The 21,774-nt window shown below is 44.3% G+C and carries 14 protein-coding genes; 10 read left to right on the forward strand and 4 right to left on the reverse strand.

What is annotated here, in order from left to right; translation table 11 throughout:
* Window positions 1-8 precede the first annotated feature (8 nt).
* The 4 genes from WS42_RS15320 to WS42_RS04595 all read left to right on the forward strand — a co-directional run bounded on the left by WS42_RS15320 (window position 9) and on the right by WS42_RS04595 (window position 8,273).
* Entirely contained in the window at window positions 9-1,187 is a 1,179-nt protein-coding gene (locus WS42_RS15320; protein WP_022160828.1) for a FecR family protein, read from the forward strand.
* 93 nt (window positions 1,188-1,280) lie between these two features.
* On the forward strand, window positions 1,281-4,718 hold the full coding sequence (locus WS42_RS04585; protein ID WP_046403654.1) for a SusC/RagA family TonB-linked outer membrane protein: 3,438 nt from the start codon (window positions 1,281-1,283) through the stop codon (window positions 4,716-4,718).
* A gap of 16 nt (window positions 4,719-4,734) precedes the next feature.
* On the forward strand, window positions 4,735-6,282 hold the full coding sequence (locus WS42_RS04590; RefSeq protein ID WP_022160826.1) for a RagB/SusD family nutrient uptake outer membrane protein: 1,548 nt from the start codon (window positions 4,735-4,737) through the stop codon (window positions 6,280-6,282).
* Between the two features lie 38 nt (window positions 6,283-6,320).
* On the forward strand, window positions 6,321-8,273 hold the full coding sequence (locus tag WS42_RS04595) for a protein-disulfide reductase DsbD N-terminal domain-containing protein (RefSeq protein ID WP_022160825.1): 1,953 nt from the start codon (window positions 6,321-6,323) through the stop codon (window positions 8,271-8,273).
* A gap of 765 nt (window positions 8,274-9,038) precedes the next feature.
* Here WS42_RS04595 and WS42_RS04605 read toward each other — a convergent pair.
* Both WS42_RS04605 and WS42_RS04610 read right to left on the reverse strand, forming a co-directional pair.
* On the reverse strand, window positions 9,039-9,989 hold the full coding sequence (locus tag WS42_RS04605) for a 3-oxoacyl-ACP synthase III family protein (RefSeq protein WP_013611188.1): 951 nt from the start codon (window positions 9,987-9,989) through the stop codon (window positions 9,039-9,041).
* 75 nt (window positions 9,990-10,064) lie between these two features.
* Window positions 10,065-10,652, reverse strand: a complete 588-nt coding sequence (locus tag WS42_RS04610; RefSeq protein WP_013611187.1) for a TetR/AcrR family transcriptional regulator — start codon at window positions 10,650-10,652, stop codon at window positions 10,065-10,067.
* 305 nt (window positions 10,653-10,957) lie between these two features.
* Here WS42_RS04610 and WS42_RS04615 point away from each other — a divergent pair, with 305 nt between their 5' ends.
* Window positions 10,958-11,929 carry a YitT family protein gene (locus WS42_RS04615; protein WP_013611186.1) on the forward strand — a complete coding sequence of 324 codons (972 nt, stop codon included), beginning with the start codon at window positions 10,958-10,960 and terminating at the stop codon, window positions 11,927-11,929.
* Here WS42_RS04615 and hydF read toward each other — a convergent pair.
* Together hydF and WS42_RS04625 are read right to left on the reverse strand one after the other, a co-directional pair.
* A complete protein-coding gene (hydF, locus tag WS42_RS04620; RefSeq protein ID WP_013611185.1) occupies window positions 11,898-13,097 on the reverse strand; it encodes a [FeFe] hydrogenase H-cluster maturation GTPase HydF in 1,200 nt (399 codons plus the stop codon). The genes WS42_RS04615 and hydF overlap by 32 nt on opposite strands.
* A gap of 9 nt (window positions 13,098-13,106) precedes the next feature.
* Window positions 13,107-14,258, reverse strand: coding sequence for a sigma-54-dependent transcriptional regulator (locus WS42_RS04625; RefSeq protein WP_022161303.1), 1,152 nt, complete (start codon window positions 14,256-14,258; stop codon window positions 13,107-13,109).
* A 123-nt stretch (window positions 14,259-14,381) separates the two neighbouring features.
* On the opposite strand from WS42_RS04625, the gene WS42_RS04630 reads away from it, so the two are divergent.
* The 5 genes from WS42_RS04630 (at window position 14,382) to WS42_RS04650 (ending at window position 21,750) form a co-directional block, all read left to right on the forward strand.
* The gene (locus WS42_RS04630; RefSeq protein ID WP_013611183.1) at window positions 14,382-16,574 is read left to right on the forward strand and encodes a patatin-like phospholipase family protein; all 2,193 of its coding nucleotides are present in this window, start codon (window positions 14,382-14,384) and stop codon (window positions 16,572-16,574) included.
* A gap of 31 nt (window positions 16,575-16,605) precedes the next feature.
* A complete protein-coding gene (locus WS42_RS04635; RefSeq protein ID WP_013611182.1) occupies window positions 16,606-17,601 on the forward strand; it encodes an FAD:protein FMN transferase in 996 nt (331 codons plus the stop codon).
* A 16-nt stretch (window positions 17,602-17,617) separates the two neighbouring features.
* Entirely contained in the window at window positions 17,618-19,600 is a 1,983-nt protein-coding gene (locus WS42_RS04640; RefSeq protein WP_229032319.1) for a BamA/TamA family outer membrane protein, read from the forward strand.
* 16 nt (window positions 19,601-19,616) lie between these two features.
* The gene (locus tag WS42_RS04645) at window positions 19,617-20,423 is read left to right on the forward strand and encodes a ZIP family metal transporter (protein ID WP_013611180.1); all 807 of its coding nucleotides are present in this window, start codon (window positions 19,617-19,619) and stop codon (window positions 20,421-20,423) included.
* A gap of 145 nt (window positions 20,424-20,568) precedes the next feature.
* Window positions 20,569-21,750 (forward strand): cation:proton antiporter family protein, encoded by a 1,182-nt coding sequence (locus WS42_RS04650; protein WP_022161300.1) that lies wholly within the window; start codon window positions 20,569-20,571, stop codon window positions 21,748-21,750.
* Window positions 21,751-21,774: the final 24 nt, after the last annotated feature.

Here is a 21,774-nt window from a genome sequence, read left to right on the forward strand (position 1 = left end):
GAGCTAAAATGGAAAAATTGGAACATACTGTCTTTCAGATCTCCGAATTGATCGGGAAAGAAAGGTTTGGAACGCTTTCGGAGGAAGAAAATGAAGTGTTGGAGGAGTGGCGCCGGCAATCTGCTGAACATGAGACCCTGTACCAAAAATTGCAGGATACCCGCTATTTATCGGAATCTGTTGCCCGGTTGTCCGGTATCGATACCCGGCAGCCTTTACTGCATATGCAGAGACAAATTGCCGGCTTTACCCGTCGCAGGCAAATCCTTCGTCTGCGGCAGATCGGTGGAGTGGCAGCTCTATTCCTTATTTTGTTGGGGAGCTTCTGGTTGGTTCACCGGCAGTCTTCGCTTCGGCAACCTCCGGTCGACCGGCCCATTCTGGCAGGAGGGCCTCGTGCTGTTTTACATTTGGGAAACGGCGAACTCATCCATTTGGATACCTTGCAACAAACGATTACACAAGGAGAGGTCAGGATTTCTAAGACCGACGACCGGAAATTATCCTATGATAGCCGGCAGGAAAAAAATGAGAAATCAGGAAAAGTGGTGTATAATGAAATAGAAATTCCCCGTGGCGGAGAATTCGATTTGGTTTTGGCAGATGGGACCCAGGTATGGTTGAATGCAGAAAGCCGTTTGCGTTATCCCGTTGAATTTTCGGGAAAAGAGAGAAAAGTCGTATTGGAAGGGGAAGCTTATTTTCAAGTAAAGAAAAATCCATCACTTCCTTTTCGCGTAGAAATCCGCAATCAGGTCATCGAAGTGTTGGGTACGGAATTTAACGTTTCGGGGTACAAAGACGAGGCATGTGTCTATACGACATTAGTAAATGGGAAAGTAAAAGTGGCAGCTACAGACAAGGGTATGACTTTGTTACCCGGTGAGCAGTGTGTATTGGATACCGGTGACGGCTCGATGATCAGGCAACAGGTCGATGTCGATAAAATAATCAGTTGGAAAAAGGGGAAATTTATTTTGGAAGAACAGACCCTGGAGCAAATTATGCAGAAGCTGGCCCGGTGGTACGATATCACAGTTTTCTATCAGAATCCGGCATTGAAAAACAAGGTTTTTAAAGGAAGTGTACCCCGGTATGCTGAATTACGGCAGGTATTGAATATTTTAGAAAAGACCGGTGAAGTGCAATTTCATATTCAGAATCGCACGGTCATTGTCAAGGAATAGATATAAAAAGGAGAATCCGGCAAGATTCCCCTTTTAGATGCAGACATCCGTTGGAGCAGATGTCTATGTTTAATTTTAATCTCTTACAAATCTATGAAAAAAAATCGAAATCTGGGTAGTTCCGGTTGGATTAGATTACCCCAAAAATTGTTGGTGATGAATTTGAAGATTCTGTTTTTGGTGTGTATTGTGAATACGGTGAGTGCCAATAGTTTTTCACAATTAAAAAAGTTGAACGTCGATTTTTCCGGTCAGGAAATAACGAGGGTATTGGATTTTCTGACTACTCAAACCGGTTATGAATTTGTGTATCGTAAAGGTGTTTTAAATACCGGTGAAAAGGTGACTTTGGAATTGAAAGAAGCAACGGCAGAGCAGGTTTTGGATGCTTTGCTCAAATCCAGGGGATACGATTATGAAATAGTCGACCAGGTGGTGGTCATCCGTAAAGGGGCGGCTGTGTATGCGCCTGAAATTCCTCGGCATGTTCGGGTGCTGCAAGGGACGGTGAAGGATAGCGGAGGAAGGCCCTTGCCCGGGGTTACGGTCAGGATAAAAGGAACGACCCTGGGGGTGGCGACGGACCAGAACGGTGGTTATCGTTTGGAACTTCCTGCAGATAAAGAGATTCGCATCCTTTTTTCATTCGTAGGCATGCAGGAGCAGGAAAGGGTTGTCCGGGATCAGAAAGTGTTGGATGTGATATTAAAAGAAGAGATTGCCGAAATGGAAGAAGTGATTGTAACCGGTTATTCTACCCGTAAAGTGAGTGAAATGACCGGGGCGGTACAGCAATTCCGGGGGAAGGATATCGTACAGTCGGCGACCGGCGGAAATCTGATGAATGCCTTGAAAGGCCATACAACCGGTTTACAGATTACGGGTAGTGACGGGACGCCGGGAAAGGACGGGGCTTTGTTGCTGAGAGGCCTGGGAACGTTTTACGGGAATGATGACGGTAGTGGCAGCAGTTCGACTCCTTTGATTGTGATCGATGGGGTGATTACGGATTATACCAGTATCAGTGGGGTCGTTTCGCCTTCGGATATCGCGGATATTACGGTATTGAAAGATGCAGCTTCTACGGCTATTTACGGTTCGAGGGCTGCGACGGGCGTGATCGTGGTGACGACCCGGAAAGGGATAAAGGATAAAATGACCGTTTCACTGGATGTGAAAATGGGAATCAGTACTCCTGTTTTCGGCGGGCTGAAGTATATGAATTCATCCGAATTGTTGGAATTCGGGGAAATGACATTACGGAATTGGTGGGATACCAACGAGAATTTGAGGGAGATGTATGCAGACCGGGAAACTTTTGTACAGGATACGCTGGGAGTGCTACGGAATAATTTCGATCTGACGAAGACAACCGATTGGCGCGATTTGGCTTACCGAACCGGATTAAGTAAAGATGTGGCCATGAGTATCCGTGGCGGAGGAGATAAAATGCAATATTATTTTTCCTACAATTATTACGATGAGAAGGGGACTCAGGTGGGCTACGACTTGACCCGTCATCTGTTTAAGGCAAGGATGGATTTCGATATCACCGAATTTCTGAGCTTCGGGGTAAACATGAACGGTACGTTTCAGAAAAGTGTGAGCCCTTATACCGGTTTGGTTACTATGGAGAGTATTCATCCCTGGATATCGCCTTATAATGAAGACGGGACTTTAAAATACAATATGGAGGCATGGAGTGACATGGTGATGAGTGCCGAAGCTTTGGTGAATCCTCTGCGGGACAATGCATACAATGACCTGACAGAATTACGGAATAATTTGTTCGGTTCCTTTTCAGGGATATTGAAGCCTTTTTCATGGCTGACTTTGAGTTCCACCAATACCTTTACTTTAATCAATACGAATGCCAATGAATATCTGGATAGCCGGACTTATAGCGGTAATCATAGCAGTAATAATGTGAGTAACGGTACGCTGAAAGTGGATGACGGACGAAGCTGGAGTTTTTTGACCTCCAATATATTGCGTTTGCAACATCGTTTCGGAGAGCATAGTCTGGGTGGTTTGCTGGGCCAGGAGTGGTATGAACGCCACAGCCGCACCTCCCATGTAGAAATGTATGACCAGCTGATTGCGGGGGAACGGAATGTCGGAGGATTTGCCAAACAAGGGAGAAAGAACGATGCCGGAGTGGTGCCGACGGGGACAGAGAGTGATGCGGGTAGTTTTTCGGTATTTTCGGAAATAAATTACAATTACAGTGGAAAATATATGGCTTCCGTATCCTTCCGTACCGACGGTTCGACTAATTTTGGAAAAGATAACCGTTACGGGACGTTTTATTCGGTGAGTGCCTCCTGGCTGGCTTCCCGCGAAAGGTTTATGAGGGAACAGCCTGTGTTTTCCAACCTGAAGTTCAGATTTAGTTACGGTACGTCAGGAAAGGAAGCCGGCATGGATTACCTGAATTATACTTTATATTCCACCGGTAATACGACATTCGATTATTACAGAAATCATCCCTGTTACCAGTCGGTCTACGGAGCACAGCTGAACCAGCAGGGAAATGATCAGCTGTCGTGGGAGACTGCTTATAATTTGAATCTCGGGGTAGATATGGGCTTCCTGAAAAACCGGATTACTTTATCGGCGGACTGGTATAAACGCAGGAACAGTGATTTGATTATGGGGGTTACCTTACCAGCGTATGCCGGGGTAGGCCAGCAATATCAGAATGTCGGGGAGATGGAAAACAGGGGACTTGAATTCGTTTTGAATACCCATACATTGAAAAGCAAGGACTTCAATTGGTTTACTACCTTCACTTTCAGTTATAACGACAATAAATTGACCAAACTCGATCAGGGAAAGTTGGCAAGAAACGGTTATAAGACCTTTTATGAAGGGGACAATATCGATGAGTTGAAAAAAGTAAGAATAACCGGTGTCGATCCGCAGACGGGGGCGGCACAATATGAACGGATAGACGAAGACGGAACGAGGACTATTGTAAATACGATGCAGGAGGCTACGAATGGAAACGGGGAACTGAGTTATGTGAATATAGGTTTGAGCCGTGCACCCTATTGGGGTGGTTTTACGAACACACTTACTTATAAGAATTGGGAACTGTATGTACATACTACTTATAATCTGAAATACAAGGTGTATAATGATGTTTTGGCCGAGTATACTTCCGGTACGGGGTGGATGAGAAATAACCTGCATAAATTACCTTCCGGATGGAAAATCTGGGAAAAAGCCGGAGATAAGGCCGATATCCCGATGATGAATGCAGATCCTGCTTATATGTTGGATTTAGGTACCGAGACTTCTTTCTGTTATTCGGATGCCAGTCATTTCCGGATTTCGAATATCCGGCTGTCTTATCGTTTCCCGCAGGCCTGGATGGAGATGTTGCATTTACAGTCGGCTGCATTGAGTTTCAGTTGTGACAATGTACACACCTTTACTTCCAGCCGGTTTATAGGCAATGATCCCGAGAATGTGGCGGGCTGGGCTGCTCCGAGACGTTTTATCTTTGGTTTGAATGTTACATTTTAAATAAGGGATTAGAGTTATGAAAGTCAAATATTTACTGATAGGAATTTTGTTTCTGTCCGCTTGTAACGGACGTTTGGACGAAATGCGCCCCCATAATATGGCAGAGGCGGATAACTACCTGAGTAGTTTCAATAATATAGTGAATGCCACATCGGGATTATACGGTCAGTTTCAGAGTGCTGCCGGAGGGTATACCGAAGTCTCTTTGTACCATGTGGCCTATCATGTTTTGGGTGAGTTCAGGGCCAATAATGTGATTTTCAACGATGCCTTTCTGTCTTGGTCTACGGATTACTTACGGGGACCGGATGCGCATTTCTTTCTGAATAGCGATCAGAAATCACAGTCCTATGCCTGGTCGGTGTGGGCGAAGAGCCATCAATTGATTTTAGGGGCTTCCCGTAACATCGTCGCTATCGATAAACTGTATGCGAATACTGTGAATCCGGATGAAAAATTGAATTTAGTCCGGTTGAAAGGAGAAAATGCTTTCTTACGGGGATTGCTGATTTTTAATGCAACCAATGTATTCGGTCGTCCTTTTTGGGATCAACCGGACAAGAATTTAGGGATCCCGCTGGATGTGGAAGCGACTGCCCAGGCTTTGGAGCGGAGTAGTGTCAGGGAATGTTTCGAGCAGGCGATTGCAGATTTTAAAACTGCTGCCGCTTGTCTGCCCGACGAGCGTTCCGATCGTACGTTTGCCAATAAGGCGGCTTCTTTCGGCATGTTGTCGAGAATCTACCTCTATATGGGAGGAATGCCTGAGAGTCCTGTCGAGGACTATAACCGTATGGCCGTCCGTTATGCCGATTCGACCTTCAGTATGAAAAATGATGTCGTAGAGGTGTTGCAAGGGGAGGAGTTAAAAGACTTGTACGATAATCCCAAAACCAATAAAGAGATTTTGTTCGCTTTTACTCCGGCTAATTTTCCCAGCAGAATCCACAATCTGGTGCATAATTATTATTCGTGGTACGGTTATGAATCTTCTGCAAGTACTTCCGGTTACAACTGTGTCATTTCGCGGGATTATGAGGAGATTATGGATCAGGAAAAAGATTTGCGCTGGACGTATTTTACAGAACCTTCCGGTCGCTTTAACGGTCGGTATAACACTAAAAAATATAATGGCGGAAAGTATGAGGCATTTTCCGGTTACTACAGCTTTGCCTGTCCGGTTGTGTTTATCCGGGCCGGGGAAGTGATTTTAAACCGGGCGGAAGCGTATATGAAGTTGGGGGAAAGCGGTAAGGCCCTGGCGGATTTGAACTACATTCGTCAGCGTGCAGGATTGTCGCCGTTGAGCGGAATATCGGGGATGGAACTATTCGATGAAATTTTTGATGAACGCCGGAGAGAACTGGCTTTTGAGGCTCAGACCTATTATGATTATGTACGGAATGGTAGAAAAATGGAAAGGAAAGAGGTTTCTGTGGCATATAGTTCCTACACGGCCCGGCAGTATAACGAAATCGATCCGCAGACTTCACGGAGAACGATGTGTCTGATCCCATCGGAAGAGATCAGTTTGAATAAGAAACTGGTACAGAATGAGTATTGAAAAAAGTCGGAAGCTAAAATTTATCATAATTTGAAAAAATGAAAAGAATAATAGGATATTGTATCGCTTTCTTGTTGTTGACGGCAGAGGTATGCGGTAAACAGGTAAAAAGTGATTTGAGTGTATTGTATGTAGGAGGTTCTCCCGAAATAGAAACCATGATTCATAACCCGGAACCTGCTGTTTTGGAAAAAAGTGTCCGCAAACGTACGGCTGCATTCGAAAAATTACTGAGACGGTATTTCAGAAATGTAGAGGTGGTTAGTGCCCGGGATTATCTCCCGGAAATGTCGGACCGTTATGATGTGACTATCATGGATGGTACCCCACGTGAATTGCAACCTGCTCAGGAAATAGTGAATGAAGAAGGGATGATTATCAGTAGGCGGAATCCTGCTTATTTGCCGGAGGATTTCGACCGTCCGATGGTATTTATCGCTGAAGCAGGCGATATCGTTGGGACACGGATCGGTGTAAAAACAGATTGGTATTGTTTGTGTCTGGATGCAGATGCGCATCATTTTAATAAAGAACATCCTATTTTTCACGGACCTTTTGAGGTGAATATTTCAGTGGAACTAAAACCGACTCCTTCGGAGGCATTCCGTTTTGTACGGACCGATGGGCAACCTTTGCCGGATTCGCTGGAAATGTGGCGGGTACAGACAAAAGGATATAAAACTGAAGAAGGTTTCCGCCCGGGAATGATCGCCAGACCCTGGGGATTTGCGGATTCGCCGGATGCCGAATATATCTCAGGGGGTGTCAGTGCTAAAGATATCGATGCTGTAGCGATGGGAAGGCATGGTAATTTCTTCTTTTGGGGATTTTCTGCCTCCCCGGAGAATATGACGGATGAAGCACAGACTGTTTTTGCCAATGCCGTGGCATATATTTCAAAATTCGCGGGCCAGACACCTATCGCCCGGAGATATAAAAGTGATATAGCCACCCGTGAATATGCCGTACAGCAGAAAGATTTTATTTCCTATAAAAGATGGCAGGAAAGAATGGTCGTGGAGAAACAGTATATAGAAAAAACGGAAGAAATCAAAAAAGTGGCTCTGGCGAAGCAGGCCAAAGGGGAGAAGCTGACAAGTGAAGAAAAAGCAGCTTTAAGGAGTACCGTAAAACTACAGAGTTATGCAGAATGGCTGAAATCCCGTGAACCTGTTTTGTTTGAAAAGTTCGGGGACAATGAACAGGCTTACAAGGATTATTTCGATGACAACCGGGATTATTTTTACGGTGGCGATAAAGTGATTTATTGGATGGTAGATGAAGATGTGAAAAGCTGGGGGATTCCCAATAATGATATCCGTTTGTTGGACAAGGCTATCGGTTGTTGGGAACGGGGAGAGGAAGTGGATAAGGCCAAACGGGTACTTACCCGTTATACGCTGTGTCGTTTCGCTACACCGCAGGAATGGCGCGATTGGTACGAAACCAATAAAGACCGGATATTTTTTACCGAATCCGGCGGTTGGTTTTTTATGGTAAATACGAGGGATTTGAGTGTGCCGGGAAATGATTATCGGATGAGGGGACAAAAGATTCCGGGTGAAGATTACCGGGGAGAGAAACGAAGAGTTCCGGAAACAGAAGCTGCCCTGACCAGTGATAAAAATCCGGTATATATGGAAATGAAAACCGAAGAGGCGGAAAACGGTAATAAGTGGGTCGTGGTAAAGATGAATATTCATCCGGGGTATCATACGTACGCCCGGGTGGCGTCTACAGATCCGTATATGCCGACTGCTTTGCAGTTTACTTTTCCGGAAGGATGGGGAGAAGCAGAAAAATTGCTGTGGCCTGTCAGTAAAAAGCTGAATGAGGCGGGAACCAGGTATTATGAAGGAGAAGTTGTTTTCCGTCAGGAAATCAAAGGAAAAGGCAAAGGAGAGGTTCACTGCACGGTGGAGTATCAATGTTGCAATGATTATATCTGCATGCCACCGGGAAAGGTGGAGCTAAATGTAAGGATCGAATAAACTAATTTAAAAGTAGAATTATTCTGTCGTTACTTATTCGTCTTCAGTGTTCGTGTTCGGGGACCCGGTTGCTTCTGTCGGTCGTCTGGCTTTTTCTATCACTGACCGGCGGAACTCCTCACTCCGCAAAAAACTTTACGTTACGTTTCCGTCAGACACCACCGGTCGGTCGTTCAGAAAAGGCAAGACGACACTCGCCAGAGCTCCAATGGTCCCCGAACACGAACACCTCCGACTCACGTTATCACAGCATGGAAAACGAACTGTGACCTGAAAGGTATAAACTTCTATCAAACAACTGTTTTTCTGAACCCTTACCTTCGGGATTAATTCAGTAATCGGTATTTTATAGGAATAATCCGGTCAGGTAACCCAGGTATCCGTACTCCGGTCAGGGTGACCTGCCCTTTCATTCAATAAAACTTTCCTTCTTTGCCCTGTAGTGCTGACGGAAGATGCAGGGTTTTATGGCGGAAGACCATTGGAGCAGGAACGAGGGTCCGGTTAGGTTTTCCGAACGGCCGACCGGTGGTGTCTGACGGAAACGTAACGTAAAGTTTTTTGCGTAATGAGGAGTTCCGCCGGTCAGTGAAGGAAAGCCTTACCGGACCGTTCCAGGCGAACCGGTCTGACAGCACAAAAACCGGAATTAAAATAGAAAGAAAAAATATACCTACCATAAAATTAAAGAAAGGGAGAATTGAAGGTTACTCTTCTTTTCTCCCTTTTTCAGATTATAGGACATTTTAATTATACACTCAGCTTTTAGAACTGTAACAGCATTGCTCCGCAGGAGTAGCCACCGCCGAAAACGGTAAGGCCGACCAGATCTCCGGGTTTCACTTTATGCAGGTTTTCGGAGAGGGAAATGGCACAACTCGGGCTGCCGGTGTTTCCGCGTTGTTCGATATTCATCAGAAAACGTTCCTCCGGGATATCGGTTTGCCTGGCTATCGTTTTGATAATGCGCTGGTTGGCCTGATGCGAAGAAATCCAATTCAAATCCTGGACAGTCTTACCATAACTTTGGGTTACCTTTTCTAAAGCTTCTACCATATAATGGCAAGCATTGATAAATACATCGCGTCCTTCAGGCATTCCGATGCCACCGTTCTGTGGGCGGAGATACACCGCTTCGGCTGCTTTGCCGATGTGTCCCAGACCTTGGGTATAGATATCGATAATTCGGGGATCATGCCCGCTATAATTCCCGGCAGAGACAAAAAACGCTACAGCACCGTCTCCCCATAGGTGGCCGCTTTGCGGATCGTTTTCGTTGGCATAAGCTGTGTTGTGTTCTGCTCCGATGATCAGGGCTTTGGTCGCTTTCCCCAGAGCAAAATAGCCTTGTGCAATTTCCATCGCATTGATAAAAGAAGAACAGGCTGAGGAAACACTCACACATTTGGCGTGCTCGATGTGATAACGGCGTTGCACCATATGGGCCGGGGTAGCAACGGTATCGTAGGGGGAATAGGTTGCTGCGATGATTAAATCGATTTCCTCCATGGGATAAGGCAAATCGGTAGTGGCAAGATCCACTGCTTTTATCCCCATCGTATTGGTGTTTTCATTTGCAGCTGCTTTACTGCGGTTTTTGATACCGGTCCGGGAATAAATCCATTCGTCGTCCAGACCGTTTACTTCCTTGAAGTAAGAATTAGGAACCACAGAGTCCGGTAAATAGTGGGAAATTTTGTTGATAAACAATTCCATAGATTTAGCATTATGTTTCTGTTAGCTGTGATTTTGACATCAAACCTTCGTGCTAACAAGAAGTATGCCATATCCTCAGCCTTTGTTTAATATTCCATTAAATAGTAAGTCGACATATTCACGCAGCGACTGATAATTCCTTTTCCGGTGCCCGATAATAATAAAGGGTTGCTCCAGACTTTTGAACATAATCAGCAGCGTTTTTGCGAATGAGGAAGGATTATTGATATTGAAGAGGCCTTGCTCTTTACCGTTCTGCAAGATACGGGTTAGCAATTGCCGTTCTTTCATATCGATACCCTTACGCAACTGTTCAACTCGCAAATTGTTGAAAATAAAATCATAACGGATGTATTTGTTCTGACGGACCAGATTGTCGATCACATTGAACCGCGCTAAAATATATAATTTTAATTTGCGGTCGGGAGGAAGTGCAGAGTCTGCGGCCTTCTGCAATTTCTCATTAATGTCTTTGACATGATCCTCGACTACATAGTGATAAATCTCTTCTTTACTCTTAAAATGCATATATAAAGTCCGCCGACTCATGTTTGCTGCCTGAGCAATATCATTCATCGTTGCTTTATAAACGCTCATTTCTGAGAAAAGAGACTTGGCAACATGTATGATTTTATTCTTTGTCTTACTTAATTTTGTTCTCATAAATCTTGCGGTTGTGACTTTAAATTGCACAAAACACAAAATTTTGTGCAATTATAGCTATTTTCTATGACATTTATGGGCAAAGATAGTTTTTTTAACGGAAGAAAATGAGGTTTTGAGGATTGTTAAGTGTTCCAACGATTGCATAACCCCGGTATTTTATGTTTTATCCCTCTCCGATTCGTGTAAAAGGATGACAAATGTCATGTTTTATTGTTGAAGCGGGTGGTATCTTTGCGCGCGAATTGGGAGAGGTGGTGGAGGTGGCGATCGTTTTTTACAGCGTGTAATTTAATTGTCTGATTATGAATGTTACAAAAGTTTCCTTCTACAAGGAAAAAATTTTTTCGGCCCGGTGGTTTCAAACTTGGGGAACTCTTTTATTGGGATCTATGGTGATAGCGACCGGTTACACTTTTTTCATGACTCCCTACCAGATCGTTCCGGGAGGAATTTATGGTATTTCTACCATTTTGAACTGGAAACTGGGATTCCCGATCGGTATGGCGGCATTGTGTTTTAACCTGCCGTTGAGTTTGATCGGTTTTAAAATATTAGGCCGTGATTTCGGTTTGAGGACTTTTATCTGCTTTTGGTTGGTAGCTTTGTTTGCCGACGGTTTTCCGTGGGCTCTGGAACATTGGTGTGGCTATACGGCAGAATTTGCACATGATCCCCTGCAATTGGTCAAAGGAGGTATCGACAATCCCGATGCAACGAAGGAAGGGGTATTGTTGGCCAGTATCTTCGGAGGTGTGGTTATCGGAGTCGGAGCCGGATTGATTTTCAAGACCCGTTCTTCGAGTGCCGGTACGGATGTTTTGGCTGCCGTATTACATAAATTAACCCGCAGGCCTTTGGGGATGATGCAGATGACTGTCGACCTGATTATCGTGGTATTGGGTTTTGTGGCTTTCCCGGATTGGAAAACTCCGTTTTATTCCCTGATCACTATTTTTATTATGGGGAAAGTAATCGATATTGTCATCGGTGGGTATTCCAGCGATAAAACTTTTTTCATCATATCCGAAAAAACAGAAGAATTACGTCGGTTTATACTTTCGGAATTACACCGGGGCGGCTCTATCGTACCGGTCAACGGGATGTGGAACCGTTCGGAGAAAGAAATGATTATGACGGTCGTCAACCGTAAAGAGGTGACTACTTTGCAACGGGCCATCCAGCATATCGATCCTCATGCTTTTACCATGATCCTGAATGCTCAGGAGATTATGGGGCAAGGATTTAAACGGATGGATTGGGACGATAACAAGTAAATACCTGAGTTGCACGGTCGAAAATGCCCTGGAGCCAGGCGATAGTCATGCCGTAGTTGCTGACCGGAATCCGGGCATCGATGGCCGGTTGCAGACGGTGGCGCAATTGGGTGGCTGTGATCATACAGCCTCCGCATTGAATGATCAGGGCATAATCCGTTATCGGACGTTCGATCCGGTCTAAGCCGGCGATATGGTCGAATTCCAGCTGCTTTCCGGTATACTTACGAAGAAGGGCGGGGATTTTGACCCGGCCGATATCTTCACAGGAAACATGATGGGAACAGGATTCGAGCAGAAGAATCCGGTCGCCGTCTTTCAGTTCTGGGATGCGGGAGGTCCCGGCCAGATATCGGTCGAAATTGCCTTTATGGTGTGCCAGAATAATGCTGAAACTGGTGAAAGGAATATCCTGGGGAATCCAGGGGGCTATTTTGCCGAATACCTGACTATCTGTGATTACCAGGTCCGGTCGTAACGAATTCCGCTGAAAATAAGTCGTGATTTCTTCGGGTTGGACGACAATACCGATACCATGCCGGTCCAATATCTCTCTTAACATTTGTACCTGAGGCAAGATCATCCGGCCTGTCGGAGCTTCCGAATCGATGGGGGTGACCAGCATAACCACTTGGCCGGGACAAACCAGATCCCCTAACAGAGAGGAAGAATTTTGCCGGTTTACCAAAGTGCCGATTTTTTGAATCAGCATTTCTCTTTTAGCCTGGCAAGTGGAGAAACCGATAACCGGGGTACCGTATTTTTGCAAGAGTTTTTCCCGAAGTTGCTCCTGTAAAGGTTCCAGGTCCGATTTATTGTGTACGATCAAAAAAGGAAGTTTTAACTTTTGAAATTCTTCGGTCAGTATTTCTTCGAAATGACCGAATCGGTTGCCGGTGATCACCAGTAAGGCTGCATCGGCTTGCCGGATAGTTTCGAACGTTTTTTTTACCCTTAATTCCCCGAGTTCACCTTCGTCATCCGTTCCGGCGGTGTCGATTAAAACGACCGATGCAACCCCCGGGATTTCATAACTTTTCTTTACCGGGTCTGTTGTCGTGCCGGCAATGGGGGAGACAACGGCTTTGTCCTGTTGTAAAATCGTGTTGACGATAGAACTTTTTCCGGTATTTCTCCGGCCGGTGATGACGAGATGAAATTTATCCATGAGTCGGGGTTATTTATACATGCTGACTTCTTCTGCTGTGATTGTCGGGCTTCCGAGAATAATCAAACGTTCGACGACGTTGCGGAGTTCACGGATATTTCCGGTCCATTCGTAACTTTTCAGCGCTTGTAAAGCTTCCGGTGTAATATTTTTTTGTGCTATCCCCATTTCGTTGCAAATGGTTTCCAGAAAATAGGTCACTAACTCGTCGATATCTTCCGGACGGTCTTTCAAAGCGGGAACTTCGATAATTATAACACTCAGACGGTGGTATAAATCTTCCCGAAACCGTCCTTTGGCAATCTCTTCTTTCAGATTTTTATTGGTTGCTGCGATGACCCGCACATCTATCTGAATATCCGTGTCGCTTCCGATCCGGCTGATTTTATTTTCCTGTAAGGCCCGGAGTACTTTAGCCTGTGCTTCCAGGCTCATATCCCCGATTTCGTCGAGGAATAAAGTCCCTCCCGAGGCTAGTTCGAATTTCCCTTTCTTCTGTTTGATCGCCGAAGTGAACGATCCTTTTTCGTGTCCGAACAGTTCGCTTTCGATCAGCTCCGAAGGAATAGCTGCACAGTTGACTTCTATAAAAGCTCTGTCGTTACGGTGACTTTTTTCGTGCAACTGATGGGCTACCAATTCTTTACCACAACCGTTCGGTCCAGTGATGAGTACCCGGGCATCGGAAACCGCCACTTTATCGATCATGATACGGATATGATTCAATGCATCCGAATGGCCGATCATCTCGTATTTCTTACTGACTTTGGTTTTTAGCTTTTGGGTCTCCTCGATAAGCTGGTTTTTGTCCGTTGCGTTTTTGATCGTAATCAGAATCCGGTTCAGGTCCAGCGGTTTCTCGATGAAATCGTAAGCTCCTTTTTTGATGGCTTCGATAGCTGTATCTATGGTGCCGTGTCCCGATATCATGATGACCGGCACATCGGAAGTAAATTCTTTGATTCGTTCCAGTACCTCGATTCCTTCCATTTTAGGCATTTTGATATCACAGAACACCACCTCCGGTTTTTCAGTTTTCACCGACACCAATCCCTCCATGCCGTTTTCAGCTAATACGACTTCGTGTCCTTCGAAAGAGAGAATGTCTTTCATCGAATTACGGATGCTACGTTCGTCGTCGATTACAAGTATTTTTGCCATGGTCATTTTTTTTACACGGATAGCAAAATTAGGAATAATTTCGAAATCCTCAAATTTCCGAATCTTCAAATGTTTTCATAGCTTTGTAGCTAGGATGATTGTCAAATTATTTGGAATACGCTTATGAGATATATTTTATCTGTTCTGATTGTTTTTTGTTTGATTTGTCCCGATACGCTGGGACAGCGTAAAAAAGTAGGAGTCGTGCTGAGTGGTGGGGGGGCGAAAGGAGTTGCTCATATCGGTGTGCTGAAAGTGCTCGAGGAAGCGGGGATTCCGATCGATTATATTTCCGGGACGAGTATGGGGGCTATTGTCGGAGGGTTGTATGCTGTCGGATATAATGCCAAGGCGCTGGATAGTTTGGTCAGGATGCAGAACTGGCCTTTCTTGCTGAGCGATAAGGTATATCGTTTCAACCAGCCTTTTACCGAGAAAGAATCCAATGAGAAATACCTCATTTCCCTTTCTTTTTCCCAGGAAAAAGGTCTTTCGGTACCGGCAGGTTTCGTGAGCGGACAGAATATTTATAACCTGTTTTCCGAATTGACCATCGGTTTTCACGATTCGATTCCGTTCCGGGATTTACCGATTCCGTTCGCTTGTGTGTCGGCCAATATGATCGATGGGAAAGAAGTGGTGATGGACAAGGGGATACTGCCTTTGGCGATGCGGGCGAGTATGGCTATCCCGGGAGTCTTCGCTCCCGTAACTATCGATAGTATGGTATTGGTAGACGGAGGTATCTCGAATAATTTTCCCGTGGATGTGGCTAAAAATATGGGAGCCGAAATTACCATCGGGGTGGATCTCAGCACAGGGTTGAAAGATGAGAAAGGACTGGATAATATCATGGGGATCGTCGATCAGCTGACGGCTTTTATGGGCATGAAGAGTTATGAGAATAATAAAGCGATGGTGGATTTGTATATGAATCCGGATCTGAAAGGATTTACTGCGGCCAGTTTTACTGCGGAGGCTATCGATACGATGATTCAAAGAGGAGAACGGGTAGCCCGGGCCAATTGGGATAAAATTATGGCTTTGAAGAAACAGATCGGTCTTGAACCGGACGAAGATGCTGCTCCCCATCTCGAAAACAGGTTTTTGGAAACAGACACTCTTATTATAGGAAAAATTTCTATCGAAGGAGTGAAGGAAAAAGATGAAAAATGGATACAACGGCAAATCGGGATCAAAGAATTTTCTGTCATCACCATGGATGATTTACACAAAGCGATTTCTTTTTTATACGGTACCGGGGCTTTTGCCAATGTAAACTATGCCCTCAACGGGGATCAGATTTATGACCTGACGCTACGGCTGAAAGAAAAACCGGCCAGTTCACTGAATCTGGGATTCCGTTTCGACTCGGAAGAAATGGCTTCGATCCTGTTGAATACAACCCTTAGCCATAGGGCGTTGAGGGGGTCCAGACTGTCGATTACCGGACGTTTGAATAAAAACCCTTACGTATTGGTGGATTATTCTTTCGGCAGTAATATGCTGAGAAAATTGGGCGTATCCTATATGTTCAAATACAACGATATCAATCTGTACGATAAAAAAGACAAAGTCGATAATATTACTTTCTCTTATCATCGCGGAGACCTGAATTTATCGGATATTTATTTCCGGAATTTCAAATTTCAATTGGGGTTACGGTATGAATATTTCAATTATAAATCCGTCCTGTACAATACCGATTATATAGCGGAAAATCTGAAGTCACAAGGATTTGCCAGCTACTATGCTTTAGCTCATTTCGATACTTACGATAAGAAATATTTTCCGGACAAGGGGATGAGTTTCCGGGCTGATTATTCACTTTACACCGATAATATGGTCAATTATGACGGGCATGCTCCTTTTTCGGCCTTATCGGCCGATTTCGAACCGACCGTCCGGCTGACCCGTAGGGTATATCTTTTGCCGGCTTTGTACGGAAGGGTATTGATCGGACGCGATATAGCCATTCCTTATCTGAATTATGTCGGTGGAGAAGTAGCCGGAAGGTATATGAATCAGCAATTGCCTTTTTACGGTATCCATAATCTGCAGGTGTTCGATAATTCGGTGGTCGTGGGGCGTTTACAGTTGAGATATCGCTTGGGAATGAGGCATTACATCACTTTAACCGGGAATTATGCCAAACAGTCGGAAAGCTTTTTCGATATTCTGAAAGGAGACGATGTTTGGGGTGGAGGTGCCGGTTATGCTTATAATTCCATTATCGGACCGATCAGTGTCACCTTCGATATGTCCAATTGGGACCAGAAATTAGGGGTGTATTTCAATCTCGGCTATTATTTTTAAATTGGAGTAATTGTAATAAAAACGGAAATAAATGGGAAAATATTGGATTTGCATCTGTTTGGCCTGGGGGTTAGGGATCGGAGGTTGTACACCGGTACAGCAATATCGGTATACCGAAGGAAAGATTTACGGTACATTTTATCATATATCTTATGCTTCTGACGAGGATTTGAAAGAGGAAATCCTCCGGCAAATGGAGTCGGTAAACGCTTCTCTTTCCATGTTTAATCCCGAATCGGTTATTGCCCGTCTGAACCGCAACGAGACGGATAGTACAGATGCTCTGTTTCAGAAAATGTATGCGATGGCTTTGCAAGTAAACCGGAAAACCGAAGGAGCTTTCGATATTACGGTCGGACCTTTGGTCAATGCCTGGGGATTCGGTTTTAAACAAAATTCTTTCCCGGATTCTGCCCGTATAGATACATTACGGCAATTTGTAGGTATGGATTTACTGACTTTGACGGAGGGGAAATTGCAGAAAAAATACCCGGAAATTACGCTGGATGCCAGTTCTATTGCTAAAGGACTTGGAGTAGATTTGGTGGCCGAATACTTCGAGCGTAAAGGCTTGAACGATTATATGGTAGAGATCGGAGGAGAGGTCAGGGCCAAAGGACAAAGCAGTAAAAAACGGCCCTGGCGGATAGGAATCGACCGTCCCGAGGAAGATGTGACCGCTCGGAACCGCCGGTTACAAATGATTGCCGGACTGAGTCAGGGGGCTTTGGCTACTTCGGGCAACTACCGGAATTTTTATGTGCACGACGGTAAAAAGTATGCCCATACGATAAATCCCAAGACAGGTTATCCTGTTCAGACCGAAGTGCTCAGTGCATCGGTTTATGCTCCTACCTGTATGGAAGCCGATGCTTATGCCACTGCTTTTATGGTATTGGGATTGCAAAAAGCCCGGCAGATTGTTTTGGCCGATCCTGAACTGGAAGGCGCTTTTATTTATCTGGAAGAGGGAAAAATGAAAAACTGGATTTCACCTGGCTTCGAAAAATTGATTGTAGAAAAATAGAGAGGAGTGAAGGAAAATGATGAAGAGAATCGTATTTACACTCATCATTTGTTTTTGGGTTGGAAGGGTACTGGCTATAGACCATAGGATTCCGGCAGTACAAGATTCTGTGCGCCTGGATACCGTTAAGAAAAGTTTACAGGCACAGTCTTTACAACATCTTTTGGAGCGGGATTCCTTGCCACTGATGACCTTACCGGTTTCTGAGGCACAGATGAAGATGTCTCCGGTCTATTTACCGGATAGTCTGATCCGGGATACCCTGCGGTATGAATATACCAAGATTAAAGACTTTGCCTATAAGGCGAAATGGACGAAAGAACTTTATAAAATGGTCTTCGTCAATCCCCGCCGCGGCTATCTGAATGTTATGCGTACCCAGAACAGTGAGGAAAGGTTTAAAGCTTATTCCGGGAAAGTGATTCATGATATTTCTATTGTTGTTCTGCCTCCTTATGGGACTAGTGTTTACGATACCACTTATTTCGAGGAAGATATGGGATGGCTGAAAACTTTAGCCAACAAAACCCATATGAAAACGGCCGAAAAAGTGATCCGCAGGCAGTTGACGATAAAACCCGGCATGTTATTGGTACCTTTTGAGTTGGTGCAAAATGAAATTTTGTTGAGAAGATTGGATTATATCGATGATGCGAATATGATCGTTACGGAAGATCCGGACAACCCTGCCCAGGTGAATGTTACCCTCATTTGTAAAGATCAGCTTTCGTGGGGAGCGACGGTCGAATCGAATTTCTTGAATTCTTTCGATATCGGACTCGAAAATAAAAACTTTATGAAATTGGGACATGTCCTGAATTATGAGTTCAGTTACCGGGGAACCAAAGACAAAAAATGGGGAAATGAGTTGGAATATAAGGTAAACAGTCTTTGGGGGACTCATATCAACATCCGGGGATATTACCGCAATGATTACCGTGAAAAAGAAGTTTTCGTAGATGTCGAAAGGCAATTCCTGACCAACCGGATGAAATGGGCCGGAGGGATGGGAGTAGGACGTGTTTTTTATTCGGATGATTTACCGGACCGGAATGTAAACCGGTTGGAAGAGTTGTTCAATTATCATTATCAGGACGTATGGTTAGGTAAATCTTTTTTGTTGCCTTACCGGTATAGCTATAACCAGAATATGTTTCTGACGGGTCGTTTTTTCACGACCCTTTTCAACAATCGTCCTTTGGTTACAGACGATACCAACCATTTGTATTATAACCGGAGGGATTATTTTGCCGCTTTTACTTACATCAAAATGAAGTATTATAAGGCCAATCTGATCTATGATTTCGGGCGTACGGAAGATATTCCTACGGGATTGATGCTTAGTCTGACCACGGGGTATGAAAAGAGTGAATTCGATAATTATGGCTATATCGCCGGAGAGTGTCACTATTCCCATTTTAATAAATACGACGAGCGTTATTACGCCCTGGAAGCAGCCTTGGGGTCTTATGTCAACGAAGACGGTTTCACCCGGGGAACGCTGAAATTGGGAGCCAGTCATATCAGTAATTTGTGTAGCTGGGGCAGTTTTAAATTCCGTTTCTATAACGACGTACATTATGTGAAAGGAATCCGGCGTTATCCGGGCGATTTTTTGTATATGGAAGATCGGAATATTCGCGGATTTTCATCCGATACACTAAGAGGAAATCAAAAACTGTCGTCTTCTTTGGCGACTACTTTTTTCTTGCCCTATATTAAAAAAGGATTCCGGGTTTCCATTTCTTCTTTCTGTGATTTCGGTGTGATTGCCGCCGACAATAAAAAATTGGTACACAGCAAAACATATTGGGGATTCGGGGTAGGAGTCAACCTGAGAAACGATAATGTCGTCATTAAAAATATTTCTTTTCGTTTTGCCGTTTATCCTACTATTCCTGAGGATGGCAGGAGTTTTCAAGCGATACTTTCCAGTGGGAACAGAGGCAGTTTTTATGATTATCACGTAACAAAACCACAGGTGATTCAGTATGAATAGGAAATACGGATAGATCATGACAAGTTTTGCGTCATCTGATATTTGGTTAGCTTTTATTATGACTCTGGTTGCAGCGATTTCTACTTTTATGGGAGCGATGACGTCGTTATATTTCAGAAAAGTCAACCAGGTTACCCTCTCGGTCATTTTGGGATTTGCAGCCGGAATAATGATTTATACCGCTTTTATGAAGCTGATGCCCGATTCGATCAGCATCCTATCCTCCCAATTGTCTTATGCTCAGACGAAAATCACCAGTACGGTCTGGTTTTTTGTCGGTATCGTTTTGTTGTATCCTTTAGGATATCTGGTGAAGTTGTGGAAGAAAAAAGAGGTGGAACGCTACGACGCTTCACTTCAATATTACCGGCGGGTAGCGATATTGGTGCTTCTGACGATTACCGCCCATAGTTTCGTCGAAGGGCTGGCGACTTTTCTGTCGTTTTTGGCTACTCCTTTGGTGGCTATTCCTCTGGTTCTTTCTATTATTGTCCACAACTTTCCCGAAGGGATGACGATCGGAGCCCTGTTTAATAAAATCAGTGATTCGATGAATCGCCGCCGGGCTATATTCTACAGTGTGATCGCTTCCTTATTCGAACCGATCGGAGCCCTGATGGCTTATATTTTTATTCTGAAATATTCTAATCCGGTTTTAACCGGAATACTGAAAGCTTTTCTTTCCGGACTATTGGTAGCCACTGCACTGAATGAACTGATTCCCAATTCCCAACTGAAAGGGAACCGGAAGGTGTCGGTACAGAGTATTATTTTAGGCATGTTTATTATGGGTGTCGTCTTGGTCAGTGCTTCGATTTTTTAAAATTTTACAACAATTGTAATTATTTTCAGAATTTTTTAACGTTTCTCCGGTCTGAGGTTTGGAGGATGTGCCTCTGCGGTTTATCTTTGCTGAAAATATAAAGATAGGGTATTTTGTTGATTCATAAATAATTAATTGGTTGTAAATGAAAAAAGTCTTCTTGTTTTCTTTATTTTTGGTTTTAGGGTTAGTTCTTTCACAGTGTTTACCGGTTTGGTTGGGGGAGGCATTCCTGACAGCTGAAAAGGTAGCGAAGACTTTGATGTTCGTTTGTCTGGCATTTATTATGATTAATGTCGGGCGGGAATTCGAATTGGATAAAACGAAATGGAGATCTTATGCTGCCGATTATTTTATAGCTATGGCTACTGCTGCCGTGCCCTGGATTATGGTCGCTTTTTATTATATGTTCTTATTGCCTGCCGATTTATTCGGGAATTGGGATGCCTGGAAAGAGAATTTATTATTGAGCCGGTTTGCGGCCCCTACTTCTGCCGGTATATTGTTTACCATGCTGGCTGCTGCCGGGTTACGGCGCGAGTGGATCTATAAGAAGACCCAGGTGCTGGCGATCTTCGACGATCTCGATACGATCTTACTGATGATTCCCTTGCAAATATTTATGATCGGTTTTAAGTGGCAATTATTTGCCGTGGTGATTGTGATCACTTTTTTATTAGTGATCGGTTGGAAAAAACTGGGAACGATCCGGTTGTCCCAAACCTGGAAATCTATTTTATTTTATGCTGTATGTATCGTAGCTGTAACGGAAAGTATTTATCTTTTGACCAAGTGGATGATGGGAGCTGACGGAGCGATTCATATCGAAGTATTGTTGCCTGCCTTTGTCTTGGGAATGGTGATGAAGACTGTCCATCAACACGGGAACCGGGACGAAAAGATAACCGGAATGATTTCTTATCTGTTTATGTTTCTGGTGGGGTTGAGTACACCTCAGTTTATCGGTATCGATCATGGACACCGGATTACAGAAGCTGTGGGGATTATTGCTGCACAGCCTATGCCTTCCTGGGAGGTATTGATTGTGCATGTGATCGTTGTTACTTTACTTTCGAATTTGGGAAAGATGTTTCCGTTGTTTTTCTATCGGGATCGGCAATTGGAAGAGAGACTCGCCCTTTCTGTCGGTATGTTCACCCGGGGGGAAGTTGGGGCCGGAATTATTGTCATCGCTATGGGCTATAATCTGGGCGGTCCCGCTCTGATTATTTCTGTATTGAGTTTGGTACTCAACCTGCTTTTGACCGGTGGTTTTGTGGTCATTGTGAAACGTTTGGCACAACAGGCTTATGGACTGAAAGAATAGACGGAATAAAGATACCTTTTCTTG

Source organism: Odoribacter sp. N54.MGS-14, from assembly GCF_000980295.1.
Taxonomy (GTDB): Bacteria; Bacteroidota; Bacteroidia; order Bacteroidales; family Marinifilaceae; genus Odoribacter; species Odoribacter splanchnicus.

Coding starts and splice junctions, on each gene's coding strand:
- WS42_RS04595 (WP_022160825.1), top strand. CDS start 6,321: ATGAAAAGAATAATAGGATATTGTATCGCTTTCTTGTTGTTGACGGCA.
- WS42_RS04605 (WP_013611188.1), bottom strand. CDS start 9,989: ATGGAATTGTTTATCAACAAAATTTCCCACTATTTACCGGACTCTGTG.
- WS42_RS04635 (WP_013611182.1), top strand. CDS start 16,606: ATGGGAAAATATTGGATTTGCATCTGTTTGGCCTGGGGGTTAGGGATC.
- WS42_RS04590 (WP_022160826.1), top strand. CDS start 4,735: ATGAAAGTCAAATATTTACTGATAGGAATTTTGTTTCTGTCCGCTTGT.
- WS42_RS04650 (WP_022161300.1), top strand. CDS start 20,569: ATGAAAAAAGTCTTCTTGTTTTCTTTATTTTTGGTTTTAGGGTTAGTT.
- WS42_RS04625 (WP_022161303.1), bottom strand. CDS start 14,258: ATGGCAAAAATACTTGTAATCGACGACGAACGTAGCATCCGTAATTCG.
- WS42_RS04645 (WP_013611180.1), top strand. CDS start 19,617: ATGACAAGTTTTGCGTCATCTGATATTTGGTTAGCTTTTATTATGACT.
- WS42_RS04615 (WP_013611186.1), top strand. CDS start 10,958: ATGAATGTTACAAAAGTTTCCTTCTACAAGGAAAAAATTTTTTCGGCC.
- WS42_RS04585 (WP_046403654.1), top strand. CDS start 1,281: ATGAAAAAAAATCGAAATCTGGGTAGTTCCGGTTGGATTAGATTACCC.
- hydF (WP_013611185.1), bottom strand. CDS start 13,097: ATGGATAAATTTCATCTCGTCATCACCGGCCGGAGAAATACCGGAAAA.
- WS42_RS15320 (WP_022160828.1), top strand. CDS start 9: ATGGAAAAATTGGAACATACTGTCTTTCAGATCTCCGAATTGATCGGG.
- WS42_RS04610 (WP_013611187.1), bottom strand. CDS start 10,652: ATGAGAACAAAATTAAGTAAGACAAAGAATAAAATCATACATGTTGCC.
- WS42_RS04640 (WP_229032319.1), top strand. CDS start 17,618: ATGATGAAGAGAATCGTATTTACACTCATCATTTGTTTTTGGGTTGGA.
- WS42_RS04630 (WP_013611183.1), top strand. CDS start 14,382: ATGAGATATATTTTATCTGTTCTGATTGTTTTTTGTTTGATTTGTCCC.